At 66.3% G+C, this 26225-nt stretch carries 24 protein-coding genes, 1 tRNA gene and 1 pseudogene; 9 read left to right on the top strand and 17 right to left on the bottom strand.

Annotated features, from left to right (window positions below):
• Nucleotides 1-646: 646 nt before the first annotated feature.
• The 5 genes and pseudogenes from GTZ97_RS11490 to GTZ97_RS11505 form a co-directional block, all read right to left on the bottom strand.
• Nucleotides 647-1660 (bottom strand): site-specific integrase, encoded by a 1014-nt coding sequence (locus GTZ97_RS11490; RefSeq protein ID WP_161650784.1) that lies wholly within the window; start codon nucleotides 1658-1660, stop codon nucleotides 647-649.
• A 543-nt stretch (nucleotides 1661-2203) separates the two neighbouring features.
• Nucleotides 2204-2407, bottom strand: a pseudogene (locus tag GTZ97_RS17105) (DUF6538 domain-containing protein); the annotation flags it as partial.
• 97 nt (nucleotides 2408-2504) lie between these two features.
• A tRNA-Ser gene (locus GTZ97_RS11495) sits at nucleotides 2505-2594 on the bottom strand.
• A 50-nt stretch (nucleotides 2595-2644) separates the two neighbouring features.
• Nucleotides 2645-3469 (bottom strand): symmetrical bis(5'-nucleosyl)-tetraphosphatase, encoded by an 825-nt coding sequence (locus tag GTZ97_RS11500; RefSeq protein WP_161650785.1) that lies wholly within the window; start codon nucleotides 3467-3469, stop codon nucleotides 2645-2647.
• Nucleotides 3470-3496: 27 nt separating this feature from the next.
• Complete coding sequence (locus GTZ97_RS11505; RefSeq protein WP_161650786.1) at nucleotides 3497-4144, bottom strand: TetR/AcrR family transcriptional regulator; 648 nt, start codon at nucleotides 4142-4144, stop codon at nucleotides 3497-3499.
• Between the two features lie 48 nt (nucleotides 4145-4192).
• Between GTZ97_RS11505 and GTZ97_RS11510 the strand changes: the two genes are divergently transcribed.
• Both GTZ97_RS11510 and GTZ97_RS11515 read left to right on the top strand, forming a co-directional pair.
• Nucleotides 4193-5809, top strand: a complete 1617-nt coding sequence (locus GTZ97_RS11510; RefSeq protein ID WP_161650787.1) for a GMC family oxidoreductase — start codon at nucleotides 4193-4195, stop codon at nucleotides 5807-5809.
• Between the two features lie 40 nt (nucleotides 5810-5849).
• Nucleotides 5850-7148 carry a hemolysin family protein gene (locus GTZ97_RS11515; RefSeq protein WP_161650788.1) on the top strand — a complete coding sequence of 433 codons (1299 nt, stop codon included), beginning with the start codon at nucleotides 5850-5852 and terminating at the stop codon, nucleotides 7146-7148.
• 4 nt (nucleotides 7149-7152) lie between these two features.
• Here the strand turns inward: GTZ97_RS11515 and GTZ97_RS11520 are convergent, their stop codons facing one another.
• Nucleotides 7153-9645: a DNA internalization-related competence protein ComEC/Rec2 gene (locus GTZ97_RS11520; protein WP_161650789.1), complete on the bottom strand. Its 2493-nt coding sequence runs from the start codon at nucleotides 9643-9645 to the stop codon at nucleotides 7153-7155.
• Between the two features lie 156 nt (nucleotides 9646-9801).
• Here GTZ97_RS11520 and GTZ97_RS11525 point away from each other — a divergent pair, with 156 nt between their 5' ends.
• The 5 genes from GTZ97_RS11525 (at nucleotide 9802) to gloA (ending at nucleotide 13798) form a co-directional block, all read left to right on the top strand.
• A complete protein-coding gene (locus tag GTZ97_RS11525; protein WP_161650790.1) occupies nucleotides 9802-10260 on the top strand; it encodes a RidA family protein in 459 nt (152 codons plus the stop codon).
• On the top strand, nucleotides 10257-10748 hold the full coding sequence (locus GTZ97_RS11530; protein WP_201748266.1) for a disulfide bond formation protein B: 492 nt from the start codon (nucleotides 10257-10259) through the stop codon (nucleotides 10746-10748). Before GTZ97_RS11525 ends, GTZ97_RS11530 begins: the two co-directional genes overlap by 4 nt.
• On the top strand, nucleotides 10741-12612 hold the full coding sequence (locus tag GTZ97_RS11535; protein ID WP_330863601.1) for a chorismate-binding protein: 1872 nt from the start codon (nucleotides 10741-10743) through the stop codon (nucleotides 12610-12612). The genes GTZ97_RS11530 and GTZ97_RS11535 overlap by 8 nt, the downstream gene beginning before the upstream one ends.
• 116 nt (nucleotides 12613-12728) lie before the next feature.
• A complete protein-coding gene (locus GTZ97_RS11540; protein ID WP_161650791.1) occupies nucleotides 12729-13286 on the top strand; it encodes a fasciclin domain-containing protein in 558 nt (185 codons plus the stop codon).
• A 107-nt stretch (nucleotides 13287-13393) separates the two neighbouring features.
• Nucleotides 13394-13798, top strand: a complete 405-nt coding sequence (gene gloA, locus GTZ97_RS11545; protein ID WP_161650792.1) for a lactoylglutathione lyase — start codon at nucleotides 13394-13396, stop codon at nucleotides 13796-13798.
• Between the two features lie 2 nt (nucleotides 13799-13800).
• Here the strand turns inward: gloA and aroC are convergent, their stop codons facing one another.
• The 3 genes from aroC to GTZ97_RS11560 all read right to left on the bottom strand — a co-directional run bounded on the left by aroC (nucleotide 13801) and on the right by GTZ97_RS11560 (nucleotide 16837).
• Entirely contained in the window at nucleotides 13801-14904 is a 1104-nt protein-coding gene (gene aroC, locus GTZ97_RS11550; protein WP_161650793.1) for a chorismate synthase, read from the bottom strand.
• Nucleotides 14905-14995: 91 nt separating this feature from the next.
• Nucleotides 14996-15463 (bottom strand): CBS domain-containing protein, encoded by a 468-nt coding sequence (locus GTZ97_RS11555; RefSeq protein ID WP_161650794.1) that lies wholly within the window; start codon nucleotides 15461-15463, stop codon nucleotides 14996-14998.
• Between the two features lie 132 nt (nucleotides 15464-15595).
• The gene (locus GTZ97_RS11560) at nucleotides 15596-16837 is read right to left on the bottom strand and encodes a YihY family inner membrane protein (protein ID WP_236651176.1); all 1242 of its coding nucleotides are present in this window, start codon (nucleotides 16835-16837) and stop codon (nucleotides 15596-15598) included.
• Nucleotides 16838-16856: 19 nt separating this feature from the next.
• Here GTZ97_RS11560 and GTZ97_RS11565 point away from each other — a divergent pair, with 19 nt between their 5' ends.
• Together GTZ97_RS11565 and GTZ97_RS11570 are read left to right on the top strand one after the other, a co-directional pair.
• A complete protein-coding gene (locus tag GTZ97_RS11565) occupies nucleotides 16857-17291 on the top strand; it encodes a DUF2069 domain-containing protein (RefSeq protein ID WP_161650796.1) in 435 nt (144 codons plus the stop codon).
• A 21-nt stretch (nucleotides 17292-17312) separates the two neighbouring features.
• The gene (locus GTZ97_RS11570) at nucleotides 17313-18743 is read left to right on the top strand and encodes an FAD-binding oxidoreductase (protein ID WP_330863602.1); all 1431 of its coding nucleotides are present in this window, start codon (nucleotides 17313-17315) and stop codon (nucleotides 18741-18743) included.
• A 36-nt stretch (nucleotides 18744-18779) separates the two neighbouring features.
• Here GTZ97_RS11570 and GTZ97_RS11575 read toward each other — a convergent pair whose 3' ends face one another.
• From GTZ97_RS11575 to nuoI, 8 genes are read right to left on the bottom strand one after another with little or no spacing between them, the layout of a single operon-like run.
• Nucleotides 18780-19397 (bottom strand): NUDIX domain-containing protein, encoded by a 618-nt coding sequence (locus GTZ97_RS11575; protein ID WP_161650798.1) that lies wholly within the window; start codon nucleotides 19395-19397, stop codon nucleotides 18780-18782.
• A gap of 2 nt (nucleotides 19398-19399) precedes the next feature.
• Nucleotides 19400-19708 carry a DUF2818 family protein gene (locus tag GTZ97_RS11580; protein WP_161650799.1) on the bottom strand — a complete coding sequence of 103 codons (309 nt, stop codon included), beginning with the start codon at nucleotides 19706-19708 and terminating at the stop codon, nucleotides 19400-19402.
• Between the two features lie 7 nt (nucleotides 19709-19715).
• Nucleotides 19716-21200 carry an NADH-quinone oxidoreductase subunit NuoN gene (gene nuoN, locus GTZ97_RS11585; RefSeq protein ID WP_161650800.1) on the bottom strand — a complete coding sequence of 495 codons (1485 nt, stop codon included), beginning with the start codon at nucleotides 21198-21200 and terminating at the stop codon, nucleotides 19716-19718.
• Nucleotides 21201-21213: 13 nt separating this feature from the next.
• Nucleotides 21214-22692 carry an NADH-quinone oxidoreductase subunit M gene (locus GTZ97_RS11590; RefSeq protein ID WP_161650801.1) on the bottom strand — a complete coding sequence of 493 codons (1479 nt, stop codon included), beginning with the start codon at nucleotides 22690-22692 and terminating at the stop codon, nucleotides 21214-21216.
• Between the two features lie 25 nt (nucleotides 22693-22717).
• Nucleotides 22718-24748, bottom strand: a complete 2031-nt coding sequence (gene nuoL / locus GTZ97_RS11595) for an NADH-quinone oxidoreductase subunit L (protein ID WP_161650802.1) — start codon at nucleotides 24746-24748, stop codon at nucleotides 22718-22720.
• Between the two features lie 28 nt (nucleotides 24749-24776).
• Nucleotides 24777-25088, bottom strand: coding sequence for an NADH-quinone oxidoreductase subunit NuoK (gene nuoK / locus GTZ97_RS11600; protein WP_161650803.1), 312 nt, complete (start codon nucleotides 25086-25088; stop codon nucleotides 24777-24779).
• The gene (locus GTZ97_RS11605) at nucleotides 25085-25726 is read right to left on the bottom strand and encodes an NADH-quinone oxidoreductase subunit J (RefSeq protein ID WP_161650804.1); all 642 of its coding nucleotides are present in this window, start codon (nucleotides 25724-25726) and stop codon (nucleotides 25085-25087) included. The genes nuoK and GTZ97_RS11605 overlap by 4 nt, the downstream gene beginning before the upstream one ends.
• Before the next feature lie 3 nt (nucleotides 25727-25729).
• Complete coding sequence (gene nuoI, locus GTZ97_RS11610) at nucleotides 25730-26224, bottom strand: NADH-quinone oxidoreductase subunit NuoI (protein ID WP_161650805.1); 495 nt, start codon at nucleotides 26222-26224, stop codon at nucleotides 25730-25732.
• Nucleotide 26225 lies beyond the last annotated feature (1 nt).

Below are 26225 nucleotides of genomic sequence, written 5' to 3' on the forward strand. Positions count from 1 at the left end.
AGCAAGCCCAGGCCCACCTGGGGTGTCCAAATTGGACACCTACAGTCAACAGAAAAGCGAGAGACGCCAGTGTTCATCGGGCCTCTCGTACGATTAACCACGGCGGCGCGTGCACGCCCCAGGGCGGTCGCGGCCTGCGGGCGCGCCCTCCGGCGCACCTGTCTTTTTGCCCGTGCGTGTGACCAGCTACCATCGCACCTAGAACAACACACGGAGGACCTACGATGGACGTAGACAAAGCCGCAGGGGGTGTAGCGCTGCTCACCTTTATGGCAATCCCCTCGCTACTGATATGCGGGGGCCTCTACCTGGGAACCCAAGTCCTCGGGCTGCCTGGGGCGCTGGCGCTGGCTGGCCTACTGACGCTCATTCCTTCGCGCGACCCCGTGCTGGCCTTGACGGGCAGGGCCTTAGGGGCGCTAGCGGTGGTGGGCGCGCTGGCTTGGATGTTCTCCTGACCCTCTGCCCCTATCGCTAGGCGACCACGACCAGCCCCGCGACGAGCTGCATAGCACCCCTGCTCCCCTCGGGAGGCCGCGGGAGGAGACATAGCCCACGGAAAAAGACCACCTAAGCCCAACCCAGGGAGGCCGCAGGTAGCCCGCAGATCATCACCCAAGTGAGCTCCACAAAGGGGGTAGGGGGCCTAAGCTTCGTCCCTCCCGTAATACACGCGCGGCAGACGTAACTCGGGGTACGCAAGCTTGGCCTGAAGTCCCCGCAACTCCTGCATGTGCTTGTACGTGCGGGCACTGCCCCGGCCCGACGATGCGTGCCCCGTCAGGTAGTCAACGACGGTATCAGACACCCCCGCATCCGTCAGCCTAGTGGATGCCGTGTGGCGGAAGGCATGGAAGTCAACCCACCGCTTGGTAATCCCCTGGGCGCGCCTGTAGATCAGAAACCAATCGGAAAAGTACTCACCCGCAGGACGCCCCGCGGCGCGCTGCACCGCAGGAAACAGCAGCTTGTGGCCAGCCCTCCTCACGTCCTCCCAGTAGTCCCCAAAACCCAGACGGAGCAACTCGGGATGGACAGGGATACGCCGCTTGGACACTTCGGTCTTAGTACTGGTCGCATCTGTTCCGTCCTCCTCATCGCCCCGCTCTGACGTGATGAACAAGACCAGCCCCTCCCCATCGGCCTCAATATCGGCCGTGCGAAGCTGGCACAACTCAGACTGACGGGCGCCGGTAAAGAGCCCAAGGAGGGGAACCCAGTAAGCGGCCGCACCACCAGCGGAAGGCGACGAGGGCAGTTCGTAGGACCTAAATAGGGGGGAATCAAACAGCTTCACGAGGTCCTCGGCACACCAGGGCTTCCGAGTGTTCACCTTGCGGACCTTAACCCGCCAAGCCTGCCAAGGGTTCTCAGGCAACCACCCGAGACCACCCTGCTTGGTCGCCCTGTTCAGCAGGGACTTGACAGCATCCAAGTGGTCCTTGGCGGTCTTCTCGGCCTTGCAGCGGGTCAGCAGCCACCCGGCGAACGCATCCCCCATCTCCGGCGTCAAGGACTCGATTGGAGCGTCCCCGGTGAACTGCTCATAGAGCCTTACCGCAATCTCCTTTTTCCGGATGGTCCCTGCGCTTGGGTTGTCGCCGCTGACCTTCCATCTGTTGAACACGTCCCGCAGCTTGTGGCCCGCGGTGGGTGTCAAGGCGACCACAGGACGCCCAACAGACGATGGCAAGGAACGGTCAGGGGTCTGGATAACTTCGCCACTGTCGCGCGCTGCTCGGGCTCTCCAAGCCATCTGGTAATGCTCAAGGCAAAGCCTTAGGGCAGCCCGACCAGCATCTGTGGACCAATCCACAGCGAGGCCCATGCGGCGCGCAATGCGGTCGGCAAGGGGCTGCACATGCGCCAACCTTCGACGGGCCAAGTCGGTTGCCGCACGCTCCGTCATGAACTCATTCAGACCGGCTAAAGCTTCGGCGTGCTCATCGGATAGGCCATCAGCATATGCACCCCGAACAGCGGAGGGCCGCCGTGCCCCACCTATGGAGAGCCGCGAGGCAGCAACGCGGGAGGGGGTCAACGCAGCCAACTCTTCAAGCACGGGCCGGAGGGTGGGGTCTTCCCGCATGACATCGTCTTGATGCAGCCCGTCTGCGTAAACCGCGCGGGCGACCACCTGTGCCATTTCGGGTCTGATGTCTTGCAGCGGTGCCCCGGCCAGGAGAAGCTCTTGCCGCTTACTAGCAAACTCCCGCTCCTTCTCGCACCGAACCCGGTGGGCGGCCTCCTTAGCCTGTGCTGCGGAGACAGGCCCCAGACTAACGCGGAAGTCCTTCCGCCCACCGTAGAGAGGTTGTAAGTCCTTGGGAATACAGATGCGAACCTGTGGATGGCGCCCGCTAGGGCGGGACAGTCCAATTGGCTTGGCCACTTCGTCTTTCTTCACAGGCTGGAAGATACCAAAATGGCACGCTCAACTGTCACAGTCATCACCCCGGATAGCCCGTCTGGAGGGATTCTTAAGCCCTGACAAGCACTTGGGATGGCGGGTGCGGTGAGATTCGAACTCACGGAACGCGCAAACGTTCGCCGGTTTTCAAGACCGGTGCCTTAAACCACTCGGCCACACACCCTGGTTCAGCGCAGCATTGTAGCCGCCCGCGCGAGGCAGTTTCGCGATCGGTCAACCCGGCTTTTGCGCTTGCGGGCACGGCAACTGGATGATGCGCACGCCGCTCTCATCATCCAAGGCCGCGGCGGTCAACTGCCCGCCCCATACGCAGCCGGTATCCAGCGACAGCAGATCGGGCCGCGTGACCAGCCCCAGCGTCGACCAATGCCCGAAGGCGATAGGCTCGCCGGCCGTGCGGCGCCCCGGCACATCGAACCACGGCATGCAACCCGCGGGCGCCTGCCCGGCCCCTTCTTTGGCAGCAAAGTCCATGCGCCCGTCGGCCGAGCAGAAACGCAGCCGGGTCAGCGCGTTGATGATGCAACGGCGCCGATCTGCGCCCGTCAAGCGGTCGTCCCATTGGTCGGGCTGGTTGCCATACATCTCTTGCAGGTGGTCGGCCCAATCGTCTGCCTGCAGCGCCTGCGTCACTTCGTCGGCCAGCGCCAGGGTCTGAGCCCGGGTCCATTGGGGCAATACACCCGCGTGCACCATCAGCCAGCCGTGGGCCGAAACGGCCAGGGGGCGGTGACGCAACCAATCCAGCCAGGTCACCCGGTCAGGCGCCTCCAGGATGGGCTTGATCGTGTCGTTGCGATGCGGTTGGCGCACGCCGCAGGCCACCGCCAGCAGGTGCAGGTCGTGGTTGCCCAGCAGACAGGTCGCGCTGCCTTCCAGCCCGCGCAGCAGCTTGAGCACGCCCAGCGAATCCGGCCCGCGGTTGACCAGGTCGCCCAGCACATACACGTGGTCGCGCGAGGGCGAAAAGCCCAGCGTGGCCAGCAGCGTCTCCAGTGGGCCACAACAGCCCTGCACATCGCCAATGAGGTAGTTCATGTCTCTGCCATGTTAGCGGCCACAGGCTCAGCGCGGCGCCGCCAGCGCCCCGAACGACCGATCCAGCACATGGCGGGCCTGCCGGGCGACGGCTGCCGCCGCGGCGGCGTCGGGCTCCGAGGCAATCATCTGAACGGCCTCGATCAGGGTGGCCAACATCAGCCGGGTCAGCACACTGGTTGAAGCCAGGCTGCGCACCTCAGGCGTGATGAACCGCGACACCAGCGCTTCCATCAGCCCCAGACCGTGCCGCATGTCGATGGCCCGGCAGGCAGCCGGCCCCAGCACCGCCGGCCCTTCCAGAAACAGCACGCGGCTGTAGCCGGGGTGGGGTGCCAGCTCCAGAAACGCCGCGATGGCGTCGGCGACCTCGCCAGAGGCCATCTGAGGATGCCGCACAAGCGCCTCGACCAGCGCGGCCGACAGGTGCTCATAGGTCGCGGCGAACAAGGCTTGCTTGTCCTTGAAGTGGTGGTAGACGGCGCCCTTGGTCGTGCCAGCGTCGGCCGCCACGTCGTCCAGGCTGGTGTGGGCGTAGCCCTGCTGGGCAAAACGGGCGCTCGCAGCAGTCAGCAAGGCCTGCCGGGTCGCCTCGGCGTGCTGCTCGCGCAAGCCCGACCGCCGGGGCGTGCGGCTTTCGTTGAACGCCTTGCGTTTCTCTTCTGTATTTCGCATACTATCGGTATCCAACATTCTTCCAGTACGTCAAATCAAGGAGACGCCGTGACCCAGCACCATGTCGACCACATCATCGTCGGGGGCGGCTCTGCCGGCTGCGTGCTGGCCAAGCGCCTCAGCGAAGACCCTCGGGTGCAAGTGTGCCTGCTGGAAGCCGGGCCAGATGACCGCCATCCCTCCATTCATATCCCGATGGGCATGCTGTGGCTGATGCGCAGCAAGCGGCTGAACTGGCAGTTCCACACCGCAGAAGAAAGCGGCCTGGCGGGGCGCCGCCTGTTCTGGCCGCGCGGCAGGATGCTGGGGGGCTCAAGCGGCATGAACGCCATGCTGTACACCCGGGGCCATCGGTACGACTATGACCTCTGGGCCTCGCTGGGCAATCGCGACTGGTCCTATGAGGATGTGCTGCCCTGGTTTCGCAAGTCAGAACGCCAGGTGCGCGGTGCCGACGCCTTTCATGGCGCAGACGGCGAGTTGCATGTAACCGACCCGCTCACCCCGCACCTGCTGACGCGCACCTTCATCGATGCAGCTGTGTCGGTCGGCCACCCGTTCAACAACGACTTCAACGGCGCCGAGCAAGAAGGCGTGGGCGTCTACCAGCTCACGCAGGTACGCGGTCGGCGCTGCAGCGCCGCCAAGGCCTTTCTGACGCCCGATGTGCGCCAGCGGCCCAACCTGCGCATCGTCACAGGCGCCCATGTCACCCGGGTGATGCTGTCCGGCCGCCGGGCGGTGGGGGTCGAGTATGTGCAGGGCGGGCGGACACAGGTGCTGCACGCCGATGGCGAGGTCATCTTGTCGGCGGGTGCCATCCAGTCGCCCCACCTGCTGATGCTGTCCGGCATCGGCGACGCGTCGCAACTTCAACAACACGGCATTGCCTGCGTGCACGATCTGCCCGGCGTTGGCCGCAACCTGCAGGACCACCTCGACCTCACGCTCACCCACCGCTGCCTCAAGCCAGTTTCGGCCGGCCTGACGTGGCGCAACGGCCTGCGCGGCCCCTGGGACGCCATGGTCTACGCGGCCCGCGGCAGCGGCACGCTGGCGAGCAATGGCGCCGAGGGCGCGGGCTTCATCAAATCGTCGCCCGAGGAAGCCATTCCCGATCTGCAGCTGCATTTCATGCCGGCGGCACTGCGCGACCACGGGCGTGACTTGCGCTACCTGGGCCAGGAGGGCTACACCATGCACGTCTGCCAACTGCGGCCCAAGAGCGCCGGACGCATCCGCCTGCACTCGGCCAACCCGGCCGACGCGCCCGTGATCGAGGCCAACTACCTCAGCCACCCGGATGACCTTCAGACGCTGATCAAGGGCGTGCGGCGCGCACGCGAGATCTTCGCCTCCAGCGTGTGGGATGGCCTGCGCGGGGAGGAGCTCGCACCGGGCCCGGCACACCAGACCGACGCGGAGCTGGCCGACTACATTCGCGCGCACGCTGAAACCATCTACCACCCGGTGGGCACGTGCAAGATGGGACATGACACGTTGGCCGTGGTCAACGACCGGCTTCAGGTGCATGGCATCGAGGGGCTGCGCGTGGCGGACGCTTCCATCATGCCCACGCTGGTAGGCGGCAACACCAACGCCCCCTCCATCATGATCGGCGAGCGCGCCGCGGCATGGGTGCAGGAGGGGCCCGTGCTACGCTAAAGGCCTCGTCACAGATGGCCCGGCCCGCCCGGCGCCGCCCATGGAAGTCGCGCTACTGACCTTTCTGATTCTGCTCAACGGCCTGTTTGCCATGTCCGAGATGGCATTGGCCGCCAGCCGCAAGGCCCGCCTACAGGTACTTGTCGAGTCAGGGGATGCGGGCGCCAAAGCCGCCATGGCGCTGCACGACAACCCCACGCAGTTCCTGTCCACTGTTCAAATCGGCATCACCTCGATCGGTGTGCTCAACGGCATCGTGGGTGAAGCGGCCTTCTCGGCACCGTTGTCCATGTGGCTGATCGACCAGTTCGTCATGCCCGAGCGCGCGGCCTCGATCACGGCCACCGGCCTGGTCGTCGTCATCATCACCTTCATGACGATCATCTTCGGCGAGCTGGTGCCCAAGCGCGTCGGCCAGATGTACCCTGAGGCGGTCGCCCGCACCATCGCGCAGCCCATGACGTGGCTGTCGACCCTGACGCGGCCCTTCGTCCGCCTGCTGGCGGCCACGACCGAAGGCATCCTGCGCGCGCTCGGCATACGCGACAACGGCAACCGCAGCGTGACCGAGGAAGAGATCGCTGCACAGCTCGAAGAAGGGCTGGATGCCGGCGTCATCGAGGCCCATGAGCACCAGATGGTGCGCAACGTGTTCCGCCTCGACGAGCGACTGATCAGCTCCATGATGATCCCGCGCAGCGACATCGCGTGGCTCAATGTCGACGCGCCCATGACCGAGAACCTGGCCACCATTGCCGAACACGGCTACTCGCGCTACCCGGTGTGCCGCGGCGGGCTCGACGATGTGGTGGGCGTCATCACCGCGCAGCAGTTGCTCCACCAACTCACGCAGAACCAGGCCCACAGCCTGAACGACGGGCTGCTGCCAGCCGTGTTCGTGCCCGAGACGCTGTCGGGCATGGAGCTGCTGGAACACTTCCGCGGCTCGGACACGCAGATGGTGTTCGTCGTGGACGAATACGGCGAGGTCCAGGGCGTCATCACGCTGCGCGACGTGCTGGAGGCCATCACCGGCGAGTTCACACCGCCGCAGGCCGAAGACGCATGGGCCATTCAGCGCGAAGACGGCTCATGGCTGGTCGATGGCCTGATCCCGGCCACCGAGCTGAAAGACCGGCTCGACATCCGCAACCTGCCTGACGAAGACCGTGGCCGCTACAACACCCTGGCGGGCATGATGATGCTGTTGCTGGGTCGCCTGCCAAAGACCACCGACACGGTCGAATGGGACGGCTGGCGCTTCGAGATCGTCGACATGGACGGCAAGCGCGTGGACAAGGTGCTGGCCAGCCAGCTACCGGAACGCGACGACGACTGAGCGCTCATGGTCGCGAAGACGGGCGGCCGTGGAGCCGATCCGGATGCCAGTAAGGCGACGCCCGCTGACGCCAGCATTGGCCCGGACGGCCGTCGCTGGCATGAACATAGGCGCCACATTCAGGGGTGACGTGGACCACTTTGGCCGCTTCACGCAAGCGTGCCATGACCTGCGGATCCGGGTGGCCATAGCGGTTGCGTCGCCCCACCTGTACCACGGCGACATCGGGTTGCGCAGCGTGCAGAAAGGCCCGGCTGGATGAGGTGGCGCTTCCGTGATGGGGCACGATCAGCACCTCGGCCCGCAACGCCTCCGGCACGGTGCGCACCAACTCCTCCTCCTGCGGCGCGCCGATGTCGCCGGTCAGCAGCATGGCTGCGCCGGTGCCCTGGGCGGCGCTGACCCGCAACACACACGAACGGGCGTTGTCGTCCTCAGCGGTGGGCCCCGCATCGCGCGGGTGCAGCCAGACAAAGAGCACACCATCCCACGACCACTGCTCACCTTGCCGACAAGGATGCGAAGCGGGCACGACGCCGCGGGCGTCCCGCAGTTGCCACAGCGCATGGCCGGGCGGCACGGAGGTGGCCAGGCTGTCAACCGCCATGCGGCGCGCCACTGACGCCGCCCCCCCGCTGTGATCGATGTCGTCGTGGCTGATCACCAGCCGATCCACCCGGCGTATGCCCAGTGCACCGAGCGCCGGCAGCACCATGCGCTGCCCCGCATCTGTCCCGGAGGGCCAGCGTGCGCCGGTATCGAAGACCAGCGTGTGCCGTGCTGTCTGCAACACGATGGCCGAGCCCTGGCCCACATCCAACACCAAAGCCTGCCAGTGTCCCCAGGCCGGTGGCGACACATCGCGCCAGGCCGGGGGCAACCAAAGGCACATCACCGCAGGCGGGAGCAGCCACCACCGCAAGTGGCCCGGCAGGGGCAACAGCAGCAAAGGCGCCATGATCACGGCCAGCGCACCGAGCCAGAAGGGGCCGTCCGGCAAGGGCGTCGACGCCCACCGCCAGTCGGCCGCCACCGCCAGCCAATCGCGACTGAGCGCCACGGCCCAGCCCGCCACATCCCAGACTGGCGCCCACACGATGCCCAGCAGCGACAGCGGCGTGATCACCAGCGTGAACCAGGGAATGGCCAGCAGGTTGACCAGGAAGCCGAGCAGCGACACCGAGCCGAAGCACAGCAACGCCACGGGCGTCAGCACCAGCGAGACACGCGCCTGCGTATGCACCAGTTCGCCAGCCACATCCCGCGCGCGCGACACCATGGCGCGCCAGCGCCCCGCTGGAGGATGTGGCACCCGTGATTCGGGGCGCTGCCCCATCACCATCAGCGTGCCCACCGCCACGAACGACAACCAGAAACTGGGCTGCACCAGCGACCAGGGATCCAGCACAGCGACCACCGCCGCCGCAGCCGACCAGATCAGCGCCCCGGGCCAGGCCACGCCCAGCGTACGCAGCCCGGTAATGAGCGCCATCATCACGACTGTGCGCTGCGCCGGCACACCCCAGCCGGCCAGCATGGCGTAGGCCAGCGCAGCCAACACGGCAGCCCAGGCGCCCACCACTGGCGCCGGGCACCACCGGCACAGCCTGAACGAACACGACCATGCCCGACGCACCAGCCAGCCCCCCAACCAGCCCATCATGAGCACGTGGGTGCCGCTGATGCTGACGAGGTGGGCCACACCCGTGCGCTGGAAAACCTCCCAATCGCTTCGATCAATGGCGCTCTGATCTCCCACGGACAAGCCGGCAATGACGCCGGCATCCGACACAGCCGGCACCCGCGCCATGATGTCTTGCCGAATGTGCATGCGCCACGCAGCCACCCCGCCGTCCACTGTGGCCACCCGCACCGCAGCAGGCTGTTGCGCGACGCGCGCTTCCAGGTGAACCGCCTGCTGGAACAAGGCCCGTGCGGCATCCCATGCACCAGGGTTGTAGGCGAAGTCGGGGCGATCCACCCGTGCCGTGAAGCGCCACTGCTCTCCGGGCCTGGGCATTGGCAACGCCTGAGCCGGCGCCCACACCCGCACCCGTGACCAAGGCAGCGCGCTGCTCGCGGCAGCCGAGAGTTGGCCGCCGGCCCGCAGCACTGGCCCCTCTGCCGCCAACGGCGCGGCCGCGATCAGTCGCGCGTCAAAGCGCCAGCGACCCGGTGCAGGCGTCGCATGCCAGACCGGCAGGTCGTCGACCACCACCTCCATCTGCCATGAGCCTGGCAAAGCCGCCTGCACGGCCTGCGCCGCCTGGCCCGGCGCACGCAGGTGCGCGCGCCAACCTGTGCTGGCCCAGGCCAGCAGCGCCACGGCCAGCAACCAGGCCGCCCTTCGGGCCGCAGGTCGCATCCGGGCGCCTGCCAGCAGCAAAAGGGCCGCCAGCGGCAGTCCCAGCCCGTAGACGCCCGGCTCGTGCAAGCTGCGTTCATGCAGCTGCAAGAGCACGCCGGCGCCCCAGGCCCATGCGACGGCCAGCCACATGCCCATTGCGCACACCCTGTCTCGTTCTCGTGTATGCGGCTCAGTGTAGGATCGCCGATCTGGCCTGCCTGTCCCCCTGCGGTGGGATGTCGTCGCAAGATGCACCGCAGGCCGCACTTCTCCGTTTCTGCCGGACCATCAGCCAGCTCACCCACCATGTCGATCGAACAACGCCTTCAGGAACTGGGCATCACCCTGCCACCCGTGGCCGTGCCCGCTGCGGCTTACGTGCCGTTCGTGCGCACCGGCAACCTCGTGTTTCTGTCGGGCCACATCGCCAAGCGCCATGGCCAGGTCTGGACCGGCCAGCTCGGCCGCGACATGGACACCGCCCAGGGCAAGGACGCCGCGCGTGCCGTGGCCATCGACCTGCTGGGCACCCTGGCTGCCGCGGCCGGCGGTCTCGACAAAGTGGTGCGCATCGTCAAGGTCATGAGCCTGGTCAACAGCACGCCTGACTACACCGAACACCACCTCGTCACCAACGGCTGCTCCGAATTGTTGGGGCAGGTGTTCGGCGATGTCGGCGTGCACGCCCGCAGCGCCTTTGGCGTGGCGCAGCTGCCGCTGGGCTCGTGCGTTGAAATCGAGCTGATCGCCGAAGTACAAGCATGACGCGCAAACGCGCTCCCAGACTCTGGATGACCTTGCTGGGCCTGCTTTGTCTGGGCTCGGTCGGCGTGGCCCTGTACGCGCAGCACCGCTGGGCCATGGAGCCCTGCCCCTGGTGCATCCTGCAGCGCATGCTGTTCATCGTGCTGGGCCTGACCGCGCTGCTGGGCGCCGCCCTGCCCTCGGGTGGTGCCCGCCGCATCGTGGCGGCGCTGTCGTTGCCGCTTGCCGCAGGCGGAGCCGCCGCCGCCTTGTGGCAACACTTTGTGGCGGCCCAGACGCAGTCCTGCGCCCTGACCCTGGCTGACAAGGTCATCGGCTGGACGGCACTGGACACCCGCTTCCCCGAAGTGTTCGAAGTGCGCGCATCGTGCGCGGACGCCGCCGTGGACCTGCTCGGCGTGCCCTTCGAGTTCTGGAGCTTGGCGCTGTTTGCCCTGGCCGGCCTGGTGCTGCTGTCGACCGCCCTGACGCCCTCCCGCCGTGCTTGACCTGGACCCACAGGCCCCGACGGCCCTGGTGGACTTTCCCGACCCAACCGCGCCCGACGCACCTCGCTGGCGCTGGCGCTTTGGCCAGCCCACACGCTGGCTGGTGGCCCACGACCCTGCCCAGGTCGCGCCGCTGCTGGACGCCGTCCATGCGGCCGCCCGGCATGGCCAGTGGTGCGTGGGCTGGGTGGCTTATGAGGCTGCGCCGGGTCTGAACCCTCACCTGCCAGTCAAGGCGCTGCCGCCGGGCCAGCCCTACGCCGTGTGGGCGGTGTTCGATGAGGCCCATCCATGGCCTGACCCTGCCACGCCGCCCAGCGGTGATGCGCCAGCGGGCGGCTGGGCTGCCGGCCCGTGGCAAGCCGATCTGGCCGAGCCCGAGGCACGCGACCGCATCGAGGCCATCCGCGCGCTGATCCGGGCAGGCGAGGTCTACCAGGTCAATCTGACCACGCGGCTGGCAAGCACCTGGTGCAACCCGTCGGGCGCGCCCCAGGGCGGGATCGTGCCCTGGTTCGAAGCCCTGCAGCGCAGCCAGCCGCAGGCCTACAGCCTGATGCTCGACGCCCGCGCGGCCTGCCGTGCGCCCGGCGTGGTGCTCAGCGTCTCGCCCGAGCTGTTCGTTGACTGGCACGGAGAGCAACTGACCACGCGCCCGATGAAAGGCACCGCCGCGCGCCAGCCCGAGCCTCAGGCCGACGCGGACGCGGCCGAGGCCCTGCGCGCCAGCGACAAGGAACGCGCCGAGAACCTGATGATCGTGGACCTGCTGCGCAACGACCTCTCGCGCGTGGCGCAGGTGGGCAGCGTGGCCGTACCCCGGCTGTTCGATCTGGAAGCCTGGCCCACCGTCTGGCAGATGACCTCAACCATCAGCGCGCGCAGCCGCGCCGGGCTTACGCTCAGCGCCTTGTTTGGTGCCCTCTTTCCCTGTGGCTCGGTCACCGGTGCGCCCAAGCGCCAGGCCATGCACCACATCGCCCGGCTGGAGCGCAGCCCGCGCGGCGTGTATTGCGGCGCGGTGGGCCTGATCCAGCCTGGCGGGCGCGCCACCTTCAACGTGCCCATCCGCACCGCCGTCCTGCACACCCCGCCACCGGACGCCCCCTGGACGGCGCGCTGCGGCGTGGGCAGCGGCATCACGCTGGATGCCGAGCCTGCGGCCGAGGTGCGCGAATGGCGCGCTAAGCAGGCCTTTCTGCACCGGGCCGATCGACCCTTCCAGCTGCTGGAGTCACTGCGCCTCGAAGACGGCGTGCTCGCACGGCGCGAGCTGCATCTGGCGCGACTGCGCCGCAGCGCCGCGCATTTTGCTTGGCAGTGGGCCCGCGATCCGGCGCACACCGCCCGGGTCATGCACGACATCGAGGACGCGCTGGCGCAGGTGGCTTCAGCCCACCCGCATGGCGCATTCAAGATACGCCTGCTGATCGACACTGCGGGCCTGCCGCAGGCCGAGTGTGCCCCGCTGGCCGACCTACCCAGGCATCCCGAGGGGGGCCTGCGCGTCAGCCTGGCTGCCTCGCCGATGCCTGAAGCAGACGACTTCGTCCGTCACAAGACCACCCGCCGCGAGGCCTATGCGGCCTTCCAGCCAGTCCCGGGCTGCGTCGACACCCTGCTGTTCAACGCCCGCGGCGAGCTCACCGAATTCACCATCGGCAACCTCGCGCTCCAACGCGATGGCGTGTGGTACACGCCGCCCCTGTCGAGCGGTTTGTTGCCGGGCGTCATGCGCGCCACCTTGCTGGCCGAGGGCCGCCTCACCGAGCGGGTGTTGACCCGCGACGACCTGCTTGCCCACGAAGGCCTGGCTCTGCTCAACAGCGTCCGGGGCTGGGTCGACGTCACGCTTTCCCCCTGATTCACAAAGGGTTATACGCAACCCGACACGGGAATTCTGCACAATCGCGACCGATCGGTCACTTTTAAAACGTTCCGGTCTATCCGTAGGCAACCTCGTCACTTCAGGAGATTCGCATGACCTCTCTTTCGCGCACGCCGTTCGCCCGTCAAGTCGGTCTGGCCCTCGCCGCTGCCACCATGGTGCTGTCCACCGCCACCGCGCATGCCACCGTCAACGTCGGGCAGTACCTGCAATGCCGCCATACCCAGCTGGCCGAGTTTCCGGGCACCATCGTGGACGCCGCCATCGCCACGCCCGAGCTGAGCACGCTGGTCAACCTGGTTGTGTCGGCCAACCTGGTCGGCGCGCTGTCCGCCCCGGGCAACCTCACGGTGTTTGCCCCGACCAACGCGGCCTTCGGCAAGGTGCCCGCCCCCCTGCTCGGCCTCATTGGCGGTGATGCCAACCTGCTGACCAGCGTGCTGACCTACCACGTGACCAGTGGCCCGGCCGACCCGCGCCGCAGCCTCATTCCCGCGCAGGTGCGCACCCTGCAAGGCCAGACCCTGTACATCGGCTACGACAAGGACGGCGCCTCCGTCAACCAGTCGGTCGCCGCCTGCAAGGGCGTGAAGACCACCAATGGCACGGTGTGGCTGATCGACAGCGTGCTGCTGCCGCAGTTCAAGTGATCCCCTGATCCGGGAAGGCGTGGGCCTAAGCCCCACGCCTGACGGCGCATCGGCGCTGGTGCACACTGCGGGCTCGTCATCCCCCACTCACGAGAGACCGCCCCACCATGCGCCTGCTCCACACCATGCTGCGCGTTGGCCACCTTCAACGCGCCATCGACTTCTACACCCAGGCCCTGGGCATGACGCTGCTGCGCACCGTCGACCGCCCTGAGCAGCAGTACACCCTGGCCTACCTGGGCTACGGCCGCAACCCGGAACATGCCGAGCTGGAGTTGACCTACAACTACGGCGTCGAGCGCTACGAGATGGGCACCGCCTACGGCCACATCGCCATCGGCGCCGATGACATCGCCGCCATCTGCGACAAGGTGCGCGCGCTCGGCCCCACCCTCGGCGCCGCCGTGACGCGCGAGCCTGGCGCCGTCAAGGGCGGCAGCACCGTGATTGCCTTCGTCACCGATCCGGATGGCTACAAGGTCGAGCTCATCCAGCACGGCACCCCGATGTGAGATCAGGCCGGTCGGCGTGCCGCGATGCGCGGCGTGTCGACGGCCACATCGCCGCATTGCGCCCGGTGGCGCAGTGCGTGATCGATCAGCACCAGGGCCAGCATGGCCTCGGCGATCGGCGTGGCGCGGATGCCCACACACGGATCGTGGCGCCCGAAGGTTTCGACCGTGGCGGGCTGGCCGTTCAGGTCGATCGACTGGCGCGGCGTGCGGATCGAGCTGGTCGGCTTGATCGCAATGGCCACGCGGATGTCCTGACCTGTGGAGATCCCGCCCAGCACGCCGCCTGCGTGGTTGCTGGCAAAGCCATCCGGGTACAGCTCATCGCCGTGGACCGTACCGCGCTGCGCGACGCTGTCGAAACCGGCACCGACCTCCACGCCCTTGACCGCGTTGATGCCCATCATCGCGTAGGCAATGTCGGCATCGAGCTTGTCGAACAGCGGTTCGCCCAGGCCCACGGGCACGCCGCTGGCCTCGACCATCAGCTTGGCGCCACACGAATCGCCCGCCTTGCGCAGCTCGTCCATATAGGCCTCGAGCGCGTCGATCTGGCTGACATTGGGCGCGAAGAACGGGTTGTGCGGCACGTGTTCCCAGCCCTCGAAGGCGATGGGCTGCTCGCCCAGTTGCGTCATGCAGGCGCGGATCTCGGTGCCGAACTGCTCGCGCAGCCACTTCTTGGCCACGGCACCGGCGGCCACCATGGGCGCCGTCAGCCGGGCGGACGAGCGACCACCGCCGCGAGGATCACGGATGCCGTACTTGTGCCAGTAGGTGTAGTCGGCATGACCGGGCCGGAAGGTCTGCAGGATGTTGCCGTAGTCCTTGCTGCGCTGGTCGGTGTTGCGGATCAGCAAGGCGATCGGTGCGCCGGTGGTCTTGCCCTCGTACACGCCGGACAGGATCTCGACGGCATCGGGCTCGTTGCGCTGGGTCACGTGGCGGGACGTGCCGGGGCGACGGCGATCCAGATCGGGCTGAATATCGGCCTCGGACAGCGTCATGCCCGGCGGGCAGCCATCGATCACGCAGCCAATGGCCGGACCGTGCGATTCGCCGAAATTGGTGACCGTAAACAGAAGACCGAAGGTGCTGCCAGCCATGTGGGAAACGTCCAGACTATCGAGTGAGCCAGACAGTATTGTCCCCCATCATGGCCGCCCCTGCGCGGCCCATGCGCCCAAGCCGGTCGCGTCAGAGCAGCGCCTGGCGCTCGCCCGCGTTCTCTTCCACAGGCCAGTCGCGGATGTAGGCCTTGAGCATGCGGTTTTCGAAGTCCTGGCCGTCAACCACAGCCTTGGCCACGTCATAGAACGAGATCACGCCCATCAGCGTCTTGTCGGTCATGACCGGCATGTAGCGCGCATGGCGGTTCAGCATCATGCGCCGCACTTCGTCGATGTCGGTTTCCGGCGTGCAGGTCATGGGATGGTCATCCATGACCGAGCGCACGCGCAGGGTGCCAAACGCACCGCCATTGCGCACCGTGCCTTGAATGACCTCACGGAAAGTCAGCATGCCGGCCAGGTCGCCGTGCTCCATGACCACCAGCGAGCCGATGTCGTGTTCGGCCATCGTGCTGGCTGCCTCCGACAGCGGCTGGTCGGGCTGGACCGTGAACAGGGTGCTGCCCTTGACGCGCAGGATGTCGCTGACTTTCATGGCGGGGTCTCCTTCGTGATCGGTGGAACAAGGACTTCTGTCACATTCCGACAGACGTATCGTCTCATGAACAGGGGGAAGACCCGCAACCGTTTCAAAAACCCGTGTGACGTTGTGGTGAGGATGGCGCACTCAGGCCATGGCCTGGGCCAGCGTCATGTCATCCAGCCCGGCGCGGGCCCAGAACGCCTGGGTATGCCCGTCGGGCCGGATGAGGGTAGCACCCGCCAGCGGCGCCACTGGCGTGTGCGCGGGGTCGCACAGCAGGACGAAGCGCCCGCCATGACCCGCATCGGCCTCGTCCAGATGCCCCACCCAGTCAAGATCCTGCAGCATGGCGAGAATCGGCTCAATCTGCAGGGGATCGGTCCGCAGTCGCTCGGCCAGCCCGTCGGCGGTCAGACCGCGCCCTGCTTGCTCCCGCTGAGCCCCCAGCGCCTGCACCACGGCCAGCGCGAGCGCGAAGCGGCTGCCTGGGCCGTCGTCCCAGCGGGACACCCTTGACAACAGACTGGGCAGGTAGGCGGTCAGCACCGCTCCGGACAGCACGATCACCCAGCTGAGATACAGCCAGATCAGAAAGATCGGCACCGCTGCGAACGCGCCATAGATGGTTGCATGCACTGGGACCTTGGTCAGGTAGAAGGCCAGGATCTGTTGAGCGCCTGCCAGTCCCAGTGTGGTCAGCAAGGCACCTGCCCAGGCGTGCGGCCAGTGCACAAAGGTGTTGGGGACATACCGGAACAATGCCGCGAAGCCGGTCGTCTGCAGCGCGAACACCGACAGGTTGAGCAAGAAGGCCACGCCCCCCGGGATCTGCCCCACCCAGCCGCGCGAGGCCGACAGCACATACGAAGTCAGCCACAGGCTGATGCCGAGCAGCAAAGGTCCCAACGTCAGCGCCGCCCAATACACCAGCACCCGCTGGGTGAAGGGCCGCTTACGGCGCACACGCCAGATCGCGTTGAGCGTGTGGTCGATGGTCAGCATCAGCGCCATGGCACTGGCGCCCAAGGCAATCAAGCCCAGGCCACCAAGCTGGCTCGCCTTCTCGGCAAACTGCGTCAGTGACAGCAGCACAGGCTTGGCGATCGCATCGGGCACCAGCCCCTGGAGCAACTGCTTCTCCAGCACCTTGCGGAACCGCCCGAACACCGGAAACGCGCTGAACAGCGCCAGCATCACGGTGAACAAGGGCACCAGCGCAATGGTGGTCGTGAAAGTCAGGCTGCCCGCGGTCAGCCCCAGCCGGTCTTCCCGGAAGCGCAGCTGCAGCGTCTGCAGCGTGCGCAGCCACGGCCAGTGCTGCAACGCAGCCAGGGCCTCGCGCCATTGCCGCTGCAACCGGCCGAGCTTGGACAAAACACGCATCATGGTGGCTATGATGCCACCCATGTCAGCACACCCCCTCTCCGAGGCCGGAGACGAACTCGTCGTCGGCCAGCATCCGCCCGAACGCCTGGCGCGCATCCACCAACTGCGGCTGCTCTGCGTGGCGCTGCTGGTCGGGCTCATCGTGCTGGGCCTGGCCTGGGAGCTGTGGCTGGCCCCGCTGCCAGGCGGCACGGGCGCGCTGGCGTTGAAGGTGATCCCGCTGGTCGTGCCGCTGACCGGCATGCTCAAGCACCGCATGTTCACCTACCGCTGGACGTCGCTGCTGGTCTGGCTGTACGTGGCCGAGGGGCTGGTGCGCGCCACAGGCGACGGCGGTCTGTCGGCCTGGCTGGCGGGCATCGAGGTGATCCTGTCTGTCGGCCTCTTCGTGGGCTGCGCGGCCTATGTGCGGCTGCGGCTGCGCGTGTTGCCGGGCAAAGCCGACAAGGGCTGACGAGTGGGCCACGGCGCGTCGGTGCATGCAGCGCTCGCCGCCGTGGTGGGCGACCAGCATGTGCGCCTGCCCGATCCGGCGCAGTCCGATGCCCTGCGCCCTTATCTGAGGGACTGGCGGGGGCGATATGAAGGGCGCTGCCTCGCCTGGGTGCAACCCGCCAACACGGCCGAGGTGGTCGACGTGGTGCGGGTCTGCGCCACAAACGGCTGGCCCATCGTGCCCCAGGGTGGCAACACCAGCCTGGTTGGTGGCGCGGTGCCGGACGACAGCGGCACCCAGATCGTGCTGCATCTCGGCCGGCTCACACATGTGCGTGTGCTGGACGCCCCCAACCTGAGCATCACGGTCGAGGCCGGCTGCACGCTCGATGCCGTGCGCGAAGCGGCCCGCAAGGCCGGGCTGATGTTTCCGCTCAGCCTGGCCTCTGGCGGCAGTTGCACCATCGGTGGCAACCTCGCCACCAACGCAGGCGGCACGCAGGTGCTGCGTTACGGCACGGCACGCGAGTTGTGTCTTGGGCTCGAAGTGGTGACTGCGCAGGGTGACTGCTGGCAGCAGCTTCAGGGCCTGCGCAAGGACAACACCGGCTACGCGCTGCGCGACCTCATGATCGGCAGCGAAGGCACGCTGGGCATCATCACCGCCGCCACGCTGCGCCTGTTTCCCATGCCCCGCGGCGAAGCCACGGCACTGGTGTCCTGCCGCGGCTTGGCCGAGGCGGTCACGCTGCTTCACCGCGCCCGCCAGGCGCTCGACGCCGGGCTGGTCGCGTTCGAAGCCATGGCGCCCCGGGCGCTTGCGCTGGTGCAAGCGCACCTGCCGGCCGTCACCAGCGCGCTGCCCGCGGCTGCCAGCGCGGGGCATCATGGCTGGGCGGTACTCATCGAACACACATCACCGCACAGCCAGGCCCATGCGGGCGACACGCTGGCCGCACTGCTCGCCGACGCCCTGGCCGACAGCCTGATCGACGATGCCGTGGTGGCGCAATCCGAGCGCCAGCGCGCTGCCATGTGGGCCCTGCGCGAGGGCATTCCGCTGGCCGAACGCACCGAGGGCATCATGGTCAAGCACGACATCGGCCTGCCTGCTTCGAGGCTGGCCGACTGGTCCGCTGAAACCGAGCAGGCGATCGGCCGCCAGTGGCCACAGGCGCGCGTGGTGTGTTTCGGGCATCTGGGCGATGGCAACCTGCACTACAACGTTCAGGCCCCACCCGCGCAAGCCCACGGCGACGCGTTCCGTGCGTTCGAACAAGAGGTCAACCGCCTGGTGTTCGACGCCGTGCGTGCGCATGGCGGCACCATTTCGGCCGAGCACGGCATCGGCGTGCTGCGACGCGAGGAGCTGGTGCGGCACCGGGATCCTGCCGCCATCGCGGCCATGCGAGCCATCAAGCGGGCGCTCGACCCGCACAATCTGCTGAACCCCGGCCGCGTCCTCGGCTGAGCGCCCTTCTGCGCCCGCACGCCCGGGTGGCGGTGGTCAGACGTCCTGCCAGCTCAGCGGCCAGCGGCCTTCCCGCCAGCGCGCCAGCCACATCAGGCCCACGATGGTCTTCACGTCGGTGACCACGCCGTCGCGCACACCATCCTCCAGTTCGGCCTGGGTGGCGGCAAACACGTCGAGAAACTCGCCATCGTCCAGTTGTCGCTCACCGGCCGTCAGGCCATCGGCAAACCAGATCTCGATGGCCTCGTCGGCATAGCCGATCACCGGGTGCATGAGACCGGCGCGCGCCCACCGGCGGGCACGGTAACCGGTTTCTTCCAACAGTTCGCGCTGCGCGCAGACCAGGCCACCCTCGCCCGCATCGAGCTTGCCGGCTGGAAACTCCACCATCACCTGTCGAACGGGGTAGCGGTACTGGCGCTCCAGCACCAGGCGACCATCCGGCAGGATGGGCACGATCATGACCGCGCCCGGGTGGTTCACGAACTCCCGGGCGGCCTCGCGGCCATTCGGCAGCCGCACCACGTCACGACGCACAGTCAGAAAGTGGCCTTCGTAGACCTTGGTGGACGCCACCGTGGTCTCACGCAGATGGGCATCGTCGCCCCCCACGAGGTCGCTGGCACGTGAGCCCTCGACGCGATCGGTCATGCTCAGGCCCCGCGACGCAGATGGCGCCAGACGAAGCCCGGAAAGGCCAGGGTGGCCATCACGCACACCCACACCGCCACAAATTCCCAGCGCACCGGGCTGGTTTGCCCCAGGTGGGATTCGATGGCCCGGCCGAGCAGTGCGACGAGTGTCGAGTAAACCAACCACTCAAGTACCCGCCACCAGAAGGCTTTGGGCGCCCGACGCGGCCCGAGGGCAAACAGCCGCTCGGACAGAAACGGCAGGTTGGCGGCCACCACGGCCACCACCAGCAGCAAGGCGACCGACCAGCCTGGAATCAGCCCGCCCATGCCGGCCTCAGCCCGCGACGGCGCGCTGGATCACGTCCGCGCACAGGGTCATCAGCCCACCGGGCAGCACACCCAGCACCAGCACGGCCAGCGCATTGACGGACAGCAGGGCCCGCGCGCCACCCGACTGCACCACAGGATGGGTGTCGGTCGGCTCATCGAAGTACATGACCTTGACGATGCGCAGGTAGTAGTAGGCGCCGATCAGCGACAGCAGCACGGCCGCGATGGCGATCTGCAGCAGGAAGGGCGAGTTGGTCGTCACCAGCGACTGCAGCACGGCCAGCTTGGCGTAGAAGCCCACCGTCGGCGGAATGCCGGCCAGCGAGAACATGAACACCGCCATGGCCGCGGCCATCGCCGGGCTGCGCTTGTGGAGGCCGGCCAGGTCATTGACCTGCTCCGACTCGAAGCCGGGACGCGACAGCAGCATGATCAGGCCGAAGGTGCCCAGCGTAGTCAGCACGTAGGTGACCACATAGAACAGCGCCGAACCGTAGCCGTTGCCGGCCGACACGGTGTTGCCCGCCACGACCGTGGGCACGAAGCCCAGCAGCATGAAGCCCAGCTGTGCAATGCCGGAGTAGGCCAGCAGGCGCTTGAGGTTGGTTTGCGCAATGGCCGCCAGGTTGCCCAGCGTCATCGAGGCCACCGCCAGCACCAGCAACATCTGCTGCCAGTCTGTGGCCAGATTGACCATGCCTTCGACCAGCAGACGCAGCGTGATCGCGAACGCGGCCAGCTTGGGCGCAGCCGCCACCATCAGCGTGGCCGCCGTCGGCGCACCCTGGTACACGTCGGGCACCCACATGTGGAACGGCACCACACCCAGCTTGAATGCCAGGCCGGCCACAATGAACACCACACCGAACACCAGCACCTGGCGGTTGGCCTCACCGGCCAGCGTGGCCTGATACACCTCGGCCAGATCCAGCGAGCCCGTGGCGCCGTACATCATCGACATGCCGTAGAGCAGGAAGCCCGAAGCCAGCGCGCCCAGCACGAAGTACTTCATCGCCGCCTCGGTCGACTGCACATGGTCACGGCGCAGTGCCACCAAGGCGTACAGCGACAGCGACATCAGCTCCAGACCCAGATAGATCGTCAGGAAGTTGGCCCCGACGATCATCACGGAAATGCCCAGCAGCGCCAGCATGCTCAGCGAGAACAGCTCCCCGCCCTTGAGCATCTCGCGGTCGCTGGCATAGGTCTGCGAATAAGTCAGAGCCGCCATCACGGCCAGCGTGGCGCACAGCGCCAGCAGGTGGCCCATGGCATCGGTCACCACCATCTTGTTCATGGCATAGACCGAGGCCGTCTGGTCAAGCGACATCAGGTGCAGCGCGGCCACGGCAGCCAGCGACAGCATCGACAGCACATAGGTGGGCCGGCGACGCGGGCAGGTGACGAACAGATCGACCAGGGTCACCAAGCAGGTGAGCCCGAACAGCACGATCTCCGGGGTCAGTGCGAGCCAGTTCAAATCAGTCATGTTCTTGCGGCCCTCAGTTCAGTTTGCTGGACGACACGTGCTTGAGCAGCTCGACCACCGACACATGCATCGCATCGGTGAAGGGCTTGGGCTGGATGCCCATCCACAGCACGGCGGCCGCCAACACGGCCAGGATCAGGAATTCGCGGGCGTTGATGTCCTTGAGCGCACGGACATCGTCGTTGGTCACGTCACCGAAGTACACGCGCTTGTACATCCACAAGGTGTAGGCGGCGCCCAGGATCAGGGCGGTGGCCGCCAGCAGGCCGATCAGGAAGTCGTACTGCACGGCACCCAGGATCACCATCCACTCGCCGACGAAGCCGGCTGTGCCCGGCAGACCGCAGTTGGCCATCGCGAACAGCAGCGCGAACGCGGCGAACTTGGGCATGGTGTTGACCACCCCGCCATACGACGCGATCTCACGCGAGTGCACGCGGTCGTACAGCACGCCGATGCACAGGAACATGGCGCCCGAGACAAAACCGTGGGCAATCATCTGCACGATGCCGCCGATCACGCCCAGCTCGTTGAAGATGAAGAAGCCCAGCGTGACGAAGCCCATGTGCGCAATCGACGAATACGCCACCAGCTTCTTCATGTCCTGCTGCACCAGGGCCACCAGACCGATGTAGATCACGGCCACCAGCGACAGGCCGATCACGATCGGCGCGAACTGGTGCGACGCATCCGGCACGATGGGCAGCATGAAGCGCAGGAAGCCATAGCAGCCCAGCTTCAGCATGATGGCCGCCAGCACCACCGAGCCGCCCGTGGGAGCCTCGACGTGGGCGTCGGGCAGCCAGGTGTGCACCGGCCACATCGGCACCTTCACGGCAAACGCGGCAAAGAAAGCGCCAAACAACAGAGCCTGCGGAGTGGCGGCCAGCGGCAACTGGTGCCAGGCCTGGATGTCGAAGCTGCCCGAGGACTTGTAGTACAGGTAGATCAGCGCGATCAGCATCAGCAGCGAACCGAGCAGCGTGTACAGGAAGAACTTGAACGCAGCGTACACACGGCGCGGGCCGCCCCAGATGCCGATGATGATGTACATCGGGATCAGCGTCGCTTCGAAGAAGACGTAGAACAGCAGGCCGTCCAGCGCCGAGAACACGCCGACCATCAGGCCGGACAGGATCAGGAAGGCGCCGTAGTACTGATGCGGACGGTCTTCGATGACCTCCCAGCCGGCCAGCACCACGATGATGGTGATGAAGGCCGTCAGCGGCACGAACCACATCGAGATGCCGTCGACACCCAGGTGGTAGAACACGTTGAAGCGCTCGATCCAGACCGCCTTCTCGACGAACTGCATGGCAGCGGTGCTGCCGTCGAACTGCGTCATGACCGGAATGGTCACGGCGAAGCCGACAAGGGCGCCCACCAGCGCCACCCAACGGGCGACATTGGCATTGGCCTGGCGCCCCATCACGAGCAGGGCGATCCCGAAGGCCACCGGGATCCAGATGGCCATGGACAGAAGATTAGACATGGTTTGCATGAACCGGCCTCGCGCTTTACGGCTGCATGAACACGAACCAGGTCATGAGGGCGAAGATGCCCAGAATCATGACCAGCGCGTAGTGATAGAGGTAACCCGTCTGGAACAGGCGCACGAGCGAACCGATCAATCCCACCAGGCGGGCCGACCCGTTGACCAGCAGGCCGTCGATCAGCGTCTGGTCGCCGACCTTCCACAGGCCACGGCCCAGCAGGCGCGCGCCGGCAGCGATGATGTGCTCGTTGATCCAGTCCATGTAGTACTTGTTCTCGCCGATCACGATCAGCGGACGCAGCACGCGGGCGAACATGGCAGGGATCTGCGGCGCCACGATGTAGAACACGTAGGCCGTGATCACGCCACCCAGCGCAAGGAAGAACGGCAGCGTCATGAAGCCGTGCAGCCCCATTGCGGTTGCTTCGTTGCCGGTGGGTTGGACCGCACCGTGGTAGAAGAACTCGCGCAGTTCAGCCATGGCCGGATGCTTGGCCGCATCCACGAAGATCGCCGACTTCAGGAACTCGCCGAACAGCATGGGTTCGATCGCCAGGAAGCCGATCACCACCGAAGGCACAGCCAGCAGCAGCAGCGGCGCCGTCACCACCCAGGGCGATTCGTGCGGTGTGTGCGCGTGGTCGTGGTCGTCATCGTGGTGGTCGTGCTCACCCGGGAACGGCTTGTTGTGGAAGCGCTCCTTGCCGTGGAAGACGAGGAAATACATCCGGAAGCTGTAGAAGGCGGTGATGAACACACCCGCGATCACCGCAAACTGGGCAAAACCTGCTGCCGGCAGCGTGCTGGCTTCAACCGCCATGATGATCGAGTCCTTCGAGTAGAAGCCCGAGAAGAACGGCGTGCCGATCAGGGCCAGCGAGCCCAGCAGCGACGTGATCCACGTGATCTTCATGTACTTCCACAGACCACCCATGTTGCGGATGTCCTGATCGTGGTGCATGCCGATGATCACCGAGCCGGCACCGAGGAACAGCAGCGCCTTGAAGAAGGCGTGGGTCATCAGGTGGAAGACCGCCACGTTGTAGGCCGACACGCCCAGGGCCACGGTCATGTAACCCAGTTGCGACAGCGTGGAGTAAGCCACCACGCGCTTGATGTCGTTCTGAATGATGCCCAGGAAGCCCATGAACAGCGCCGTGATCGAGCCGATCACCAGGATGAAGTTCAGTGCCGCATCAGACAGCTCGAACAACGGCGACATGCGCGAGACCATGAAGATGCCGGCCGTCACCATGGTGGCGGCGTGGATCAGCGCCGAGATCGGCGTCGGGCCTTCCATCGAGTCCGGCAGCCACACGTGCAGCGGGAACTGCGCCGACTTGCCCATCGCGCCGATGAACAGGCAGATGCAGATCACGGTGATCAGCGCCCAGTCGGTGTTCGGCAGCGTCAGGCTGGTCAGGTCGCCCGCCTTGGCAAACAGCTCGGTGTAGTTGAGCGTGCCTGTGTAGGCCAGCAGCAGACCGATGCCCAGGATGAAGCCAAAGTCGCCCACACGGTTGACCAGAAAGGCCTTCATGTTGGCGAAGGTGGCGGTCGGCTTCTTGTACCAGAAGCCGATCAGCAGATAGGACACCAGGCCCACCGCTTCCCAGCCGAAGAACAGCTGCAGCAGGTTGTTGCTCATCACGAGCATCAACATCGAGAACGTGAACAGCGAGATGTACGAGAAGAAGCGCTGGTAGCCCGGGTCTTCTTCCATGTAGCCGATGGTGTAGATGTGCACCATCAGCGACACGAAGGTCACCACGCACATCATCATCGCCGTGAGCCCGTCGACCATGAAGCCGACTTCCATCTTCAGCGAGCCAAGCGTCATCCATTCATAGACGGTGGCATTGAACGATGCGCCATCCACGGCCACCGCCTTGAGCGTCATGACCGAGAAGATGAAGGAAACCAACACCCCGAGGATGGTGATGACGTGGGCGCCACGGCGCCCGACGACCTTGCCGAACAGGCCCGCCGCGATGGCGCCCACCAGGGGGGCCAGCGCGACGACCAGCAGCGAGTTTTGAGTGATCTCTGACATGGTTATGGGTTCTCCTGGCGACGCCGCCTCACCCCTTCAGGGTGTCGAGTTCATCGACGTTGATCGACGCGCGGTTGCGGAACAGCACCACGAGAATGGCAAGACCGATTGCCGACTCGGCTGCGGCCACGGTCAGGATGAAGAACACGAAGACCTGGCCATGCATGTCACCCAGGTAATGGGAGAAGGCCACGAAGTTCAGGTTGACGGCCAGCAGCATCAGCTCGATGGCCATCAGCAGCACGATCAGGTTCTTGCGGTTCAGGAAGATCCCGATCACCGACATGGCGAACAGGATGGCCCCGAGCGACAGGTAATGTCCGAGGGTGATCGAGGTCATGCCTGGCCTCCGTTGGGGTTGTTCTCAGGCTGGGCCGGCGCCTCGACTTGCGGGGCGACCTTGACCACACGCAGGCGATCGGCCTTCTTGACACGAACCTGCTCGGACGGATCCTGGTAGCGCGAATCCTTGCGCTTGCGCAGCGTCAGCGCGATGGCGGCAATCATCGCCACCAGCAAGATGACGGCCGCCACCTGCACCAGGAAGACGTACTCGGTGTACATCAGGATGCCCAGCGCCTTGGTGTTGGGCAGCTCGGCGATCTCGGGCGCCATCGGGCGCGCCTCAGGCAGGTCGAAGCCACGCGTCAGCACAAAGGCCATCTGCACGGCGATCACGGCGCCGATCAGGCCGGCTACAGGGAAGTGCTTCCAGAAACCCTGACGCAGCGAGTCGATGTTGATGTCGAGCATCATCACGACGAACAGGAACAGCACCATCACGGCGCCCACGTACACCAGCACGAGGGTGATCGAGAGGAATTCGGCTTGCAGCAGCATCCACACGCACGAGGCGCTGAAGAAGGCCAGCACCAGGTGCAGGGCCGCCGTCACGGGGCTCTTCGCGGTGATCACGCGGAAGCCCGCGTAGACCAGCACGAAGGCAAAGGCGTAGAAAAGTAGGCTCAATGTGTCCATGGTTCAGCGGTACTTGGCGTCCGCCTCCTTGTTCGCGGCGATTTCCTTCTCATAGCGATCACCCACCGCCAGGAGCATGTCCTTGGTGAAGTACAGATCGCCACGCTTCTCTCCGTGGTACTCGAAGATGTGGGTTTCAACGATGGCATCGACCGGGCAGCTTTCTTCGCAGAAGCCGCAGAAGATGCACTTCGTCAGGTCGATGTCGTAGCGCGTGGTGCGGCGCTGGCCGTCGTCGCGCACAGCCGACTCGATCGTGATGGCCATGGCCGGGCACACGGCTTCGCACAGCTTGCAGGCGATGCAGCGCTCTTCGCCGTTCTCATAGCGGCGCTGGGCGTGCAGGCCGCGGAAACGCGGCGACAGCGGGGTTTTCTCTTCCGGGAACTGCACGGTGATGTGCGGCTTCAGGAAGTGGCGGCCGGTGATGGCCATGCCTTTGAAGAGCTCGAGCAGGAAAAAGCTCGAGACGAATTCCTTGAGGGACGTCGCAGCCATG

Origin of the sequence: Aquabacterium fontiphilum (genome assembly GCF_009909205.1) — a bacterium.
Classification (GTDB): Bacteria; Pseudomonadota; Gammaproteobacteria; order Burkholderiales; family Burkholderiaceae_C; genus Aquabacterium; species Aquabacterium fontiphilum.

What these genes read in the sequence shown, in the direction of transcription:
- GTZ97_RS11580 (WP_161650799.1), bottom strand. Translation starts at nt 19,708, where the DNA reads ATGGGCGGGCTGATTCCAGGCTGGTCGGTCGCCTTGCTGCTGGTGGTG.
- GTZ97_RS11560 (WP_236651176.1), bottom strand. Translation starts at nt 16,837, where the DNA reads ATGATGCGTGTTTTGTCCAAGCTCGGCCGGTTGCAGCGGCAATGGCGC.
- GTZ97_RS11525 (WP_161650790.1), top strand. Translation starts at nt 9,802, where the DNA reads ATGTCGATCGAACAACGCCTTCAGGAACTGGGCATCACCCTGCCACCC.
- GTZ97_RS11590 (WP_161650801.1), bottom strand. Translation starts at nt 22,692, where the DNA reads ATGTCTAATCTTCTGTCCATGGCCATCTGGATCCCGGTGGCCTTCGGG.
- GTZ97_RS11540 (WP_161650791.1), top strand. Translation starts at nt 12,729, where the DNA reads ATGACCTCTCTTTCGCGCACGCCGTTCGCCCGTCAAGTCGGTCTGGCC.
- GTZ97_RS11555 (WP_161650794.1), bottom strand. Translation starts at nt 15,463, where the DNA reads ATGAAAGTCAGCGACATCCTGCGCGTCAAGGGCAGCACCCTGTTCACG.
- nuoK (WP_161650803.1), bottom strand. Translation starts at nt 25,088, where the DNA reads ATGACCTCGATCACCCTCGGACATTACCTGTCGCTCGGGGCCATCCTG.
- GTZ97_RS11520 (WP_161650789.1), bottom strand. Translation starts at nt 9,645, where the DNA reads ATGTGGCTGGCCGTCGCATGGGCCTGGGGCGCCGGCGTGCTCTTGCAG.
- GTZ97_RS11515 (WP_161650788.1), top strand. Translation starts at nt 5,850, where the DNA reads ATGGAAGTCGCGCTACTGACCTTTCTGATTCTGCTCAACGGCCTGTTT.
- nuoL (WP_161650802.1), bottom strand. Translation starts at nt 24,748, where the DNA reads ATGTCAGAGATCACTCAAAACTCGCTGCTGGTCGTCGCGCTGGCCCCC.
- nuoN (WP_161650800.1), bottom strand. Translation starts at nt 21,200, where the DNA reads ATGACTGATTTGAACTGGCTCGCACTGACCCCGGAGATCGTGCTGTTC.
- GTZ97_RS11565 (WP_161650796.1), top strand. Translation starts at nt 16,857, where the DNA reads ATGTCAGCACACCCCCTCTCCGAGGCCGGAGACGAACTCGTCGTCGGC.
- GTZ97_RS11505 (WP_161650786.1), bottom strand. Translation starts at nt 4,144, where the DNA reads ATGCGAAATACAGAAGAGAAACGCAAGGCGTTCAACGAAAGCCGCACG.
- aroC (WP_161650793.1), bottom strand. Translation starts at nt 14,904, where the DNA reads ATGGCTGGCAGCACCTTCGGTCTTCTGTTTACGGTCACCAATTTCGGC.
- gloA (WP_161650792.1), top strand. Translation starts at nt 13,394, where the DNA reads ATGCGCCTGCTCCACACCATGCTGCGCGTTGGCCACCTTCAACGCGCC.
- GTZ97_RS11575 (WP_161650798.1), bottom strand. Translation starts at nt 19,397, where the DNA reads ATGACCGATCGCGTCGAGGGCTCACGTGCCAGCGACCTCGTGGGGGGC.
- GTZ97_RS11500 (WP_161650785.1), bottom strand. Translation starts at nt 3,469, where the DNA reads ATGAACTACCTCATTGGCGATGTGCAGGGCTGTTGTGGCCCACTGGAG.
- GTZ97_RS11530 (WP_201748266.1), top strand. Translation starts at nt 10,257, where the DNA reads ATGACGCGCAAACGCGCTCCCAGACTCTGGATGACCTTGCTGGGCCTG.
- GTZ97_RS11605 (WP_161650804.1), bottom strand. Translation starts at nt 25,726, where the DNA reads ATGGACACATTGAGCCTACTTTTCTACGCCTTTGCCTTCGTGCTGGTC.
- nuoI (WP_161650805.1), bottom strand. Translation starts at nt 26,224, where the DNA reads ATGGCTGCGACGTCCCTCAAGGAATTCGTCTCGAGCTTTTTCCTGCTC.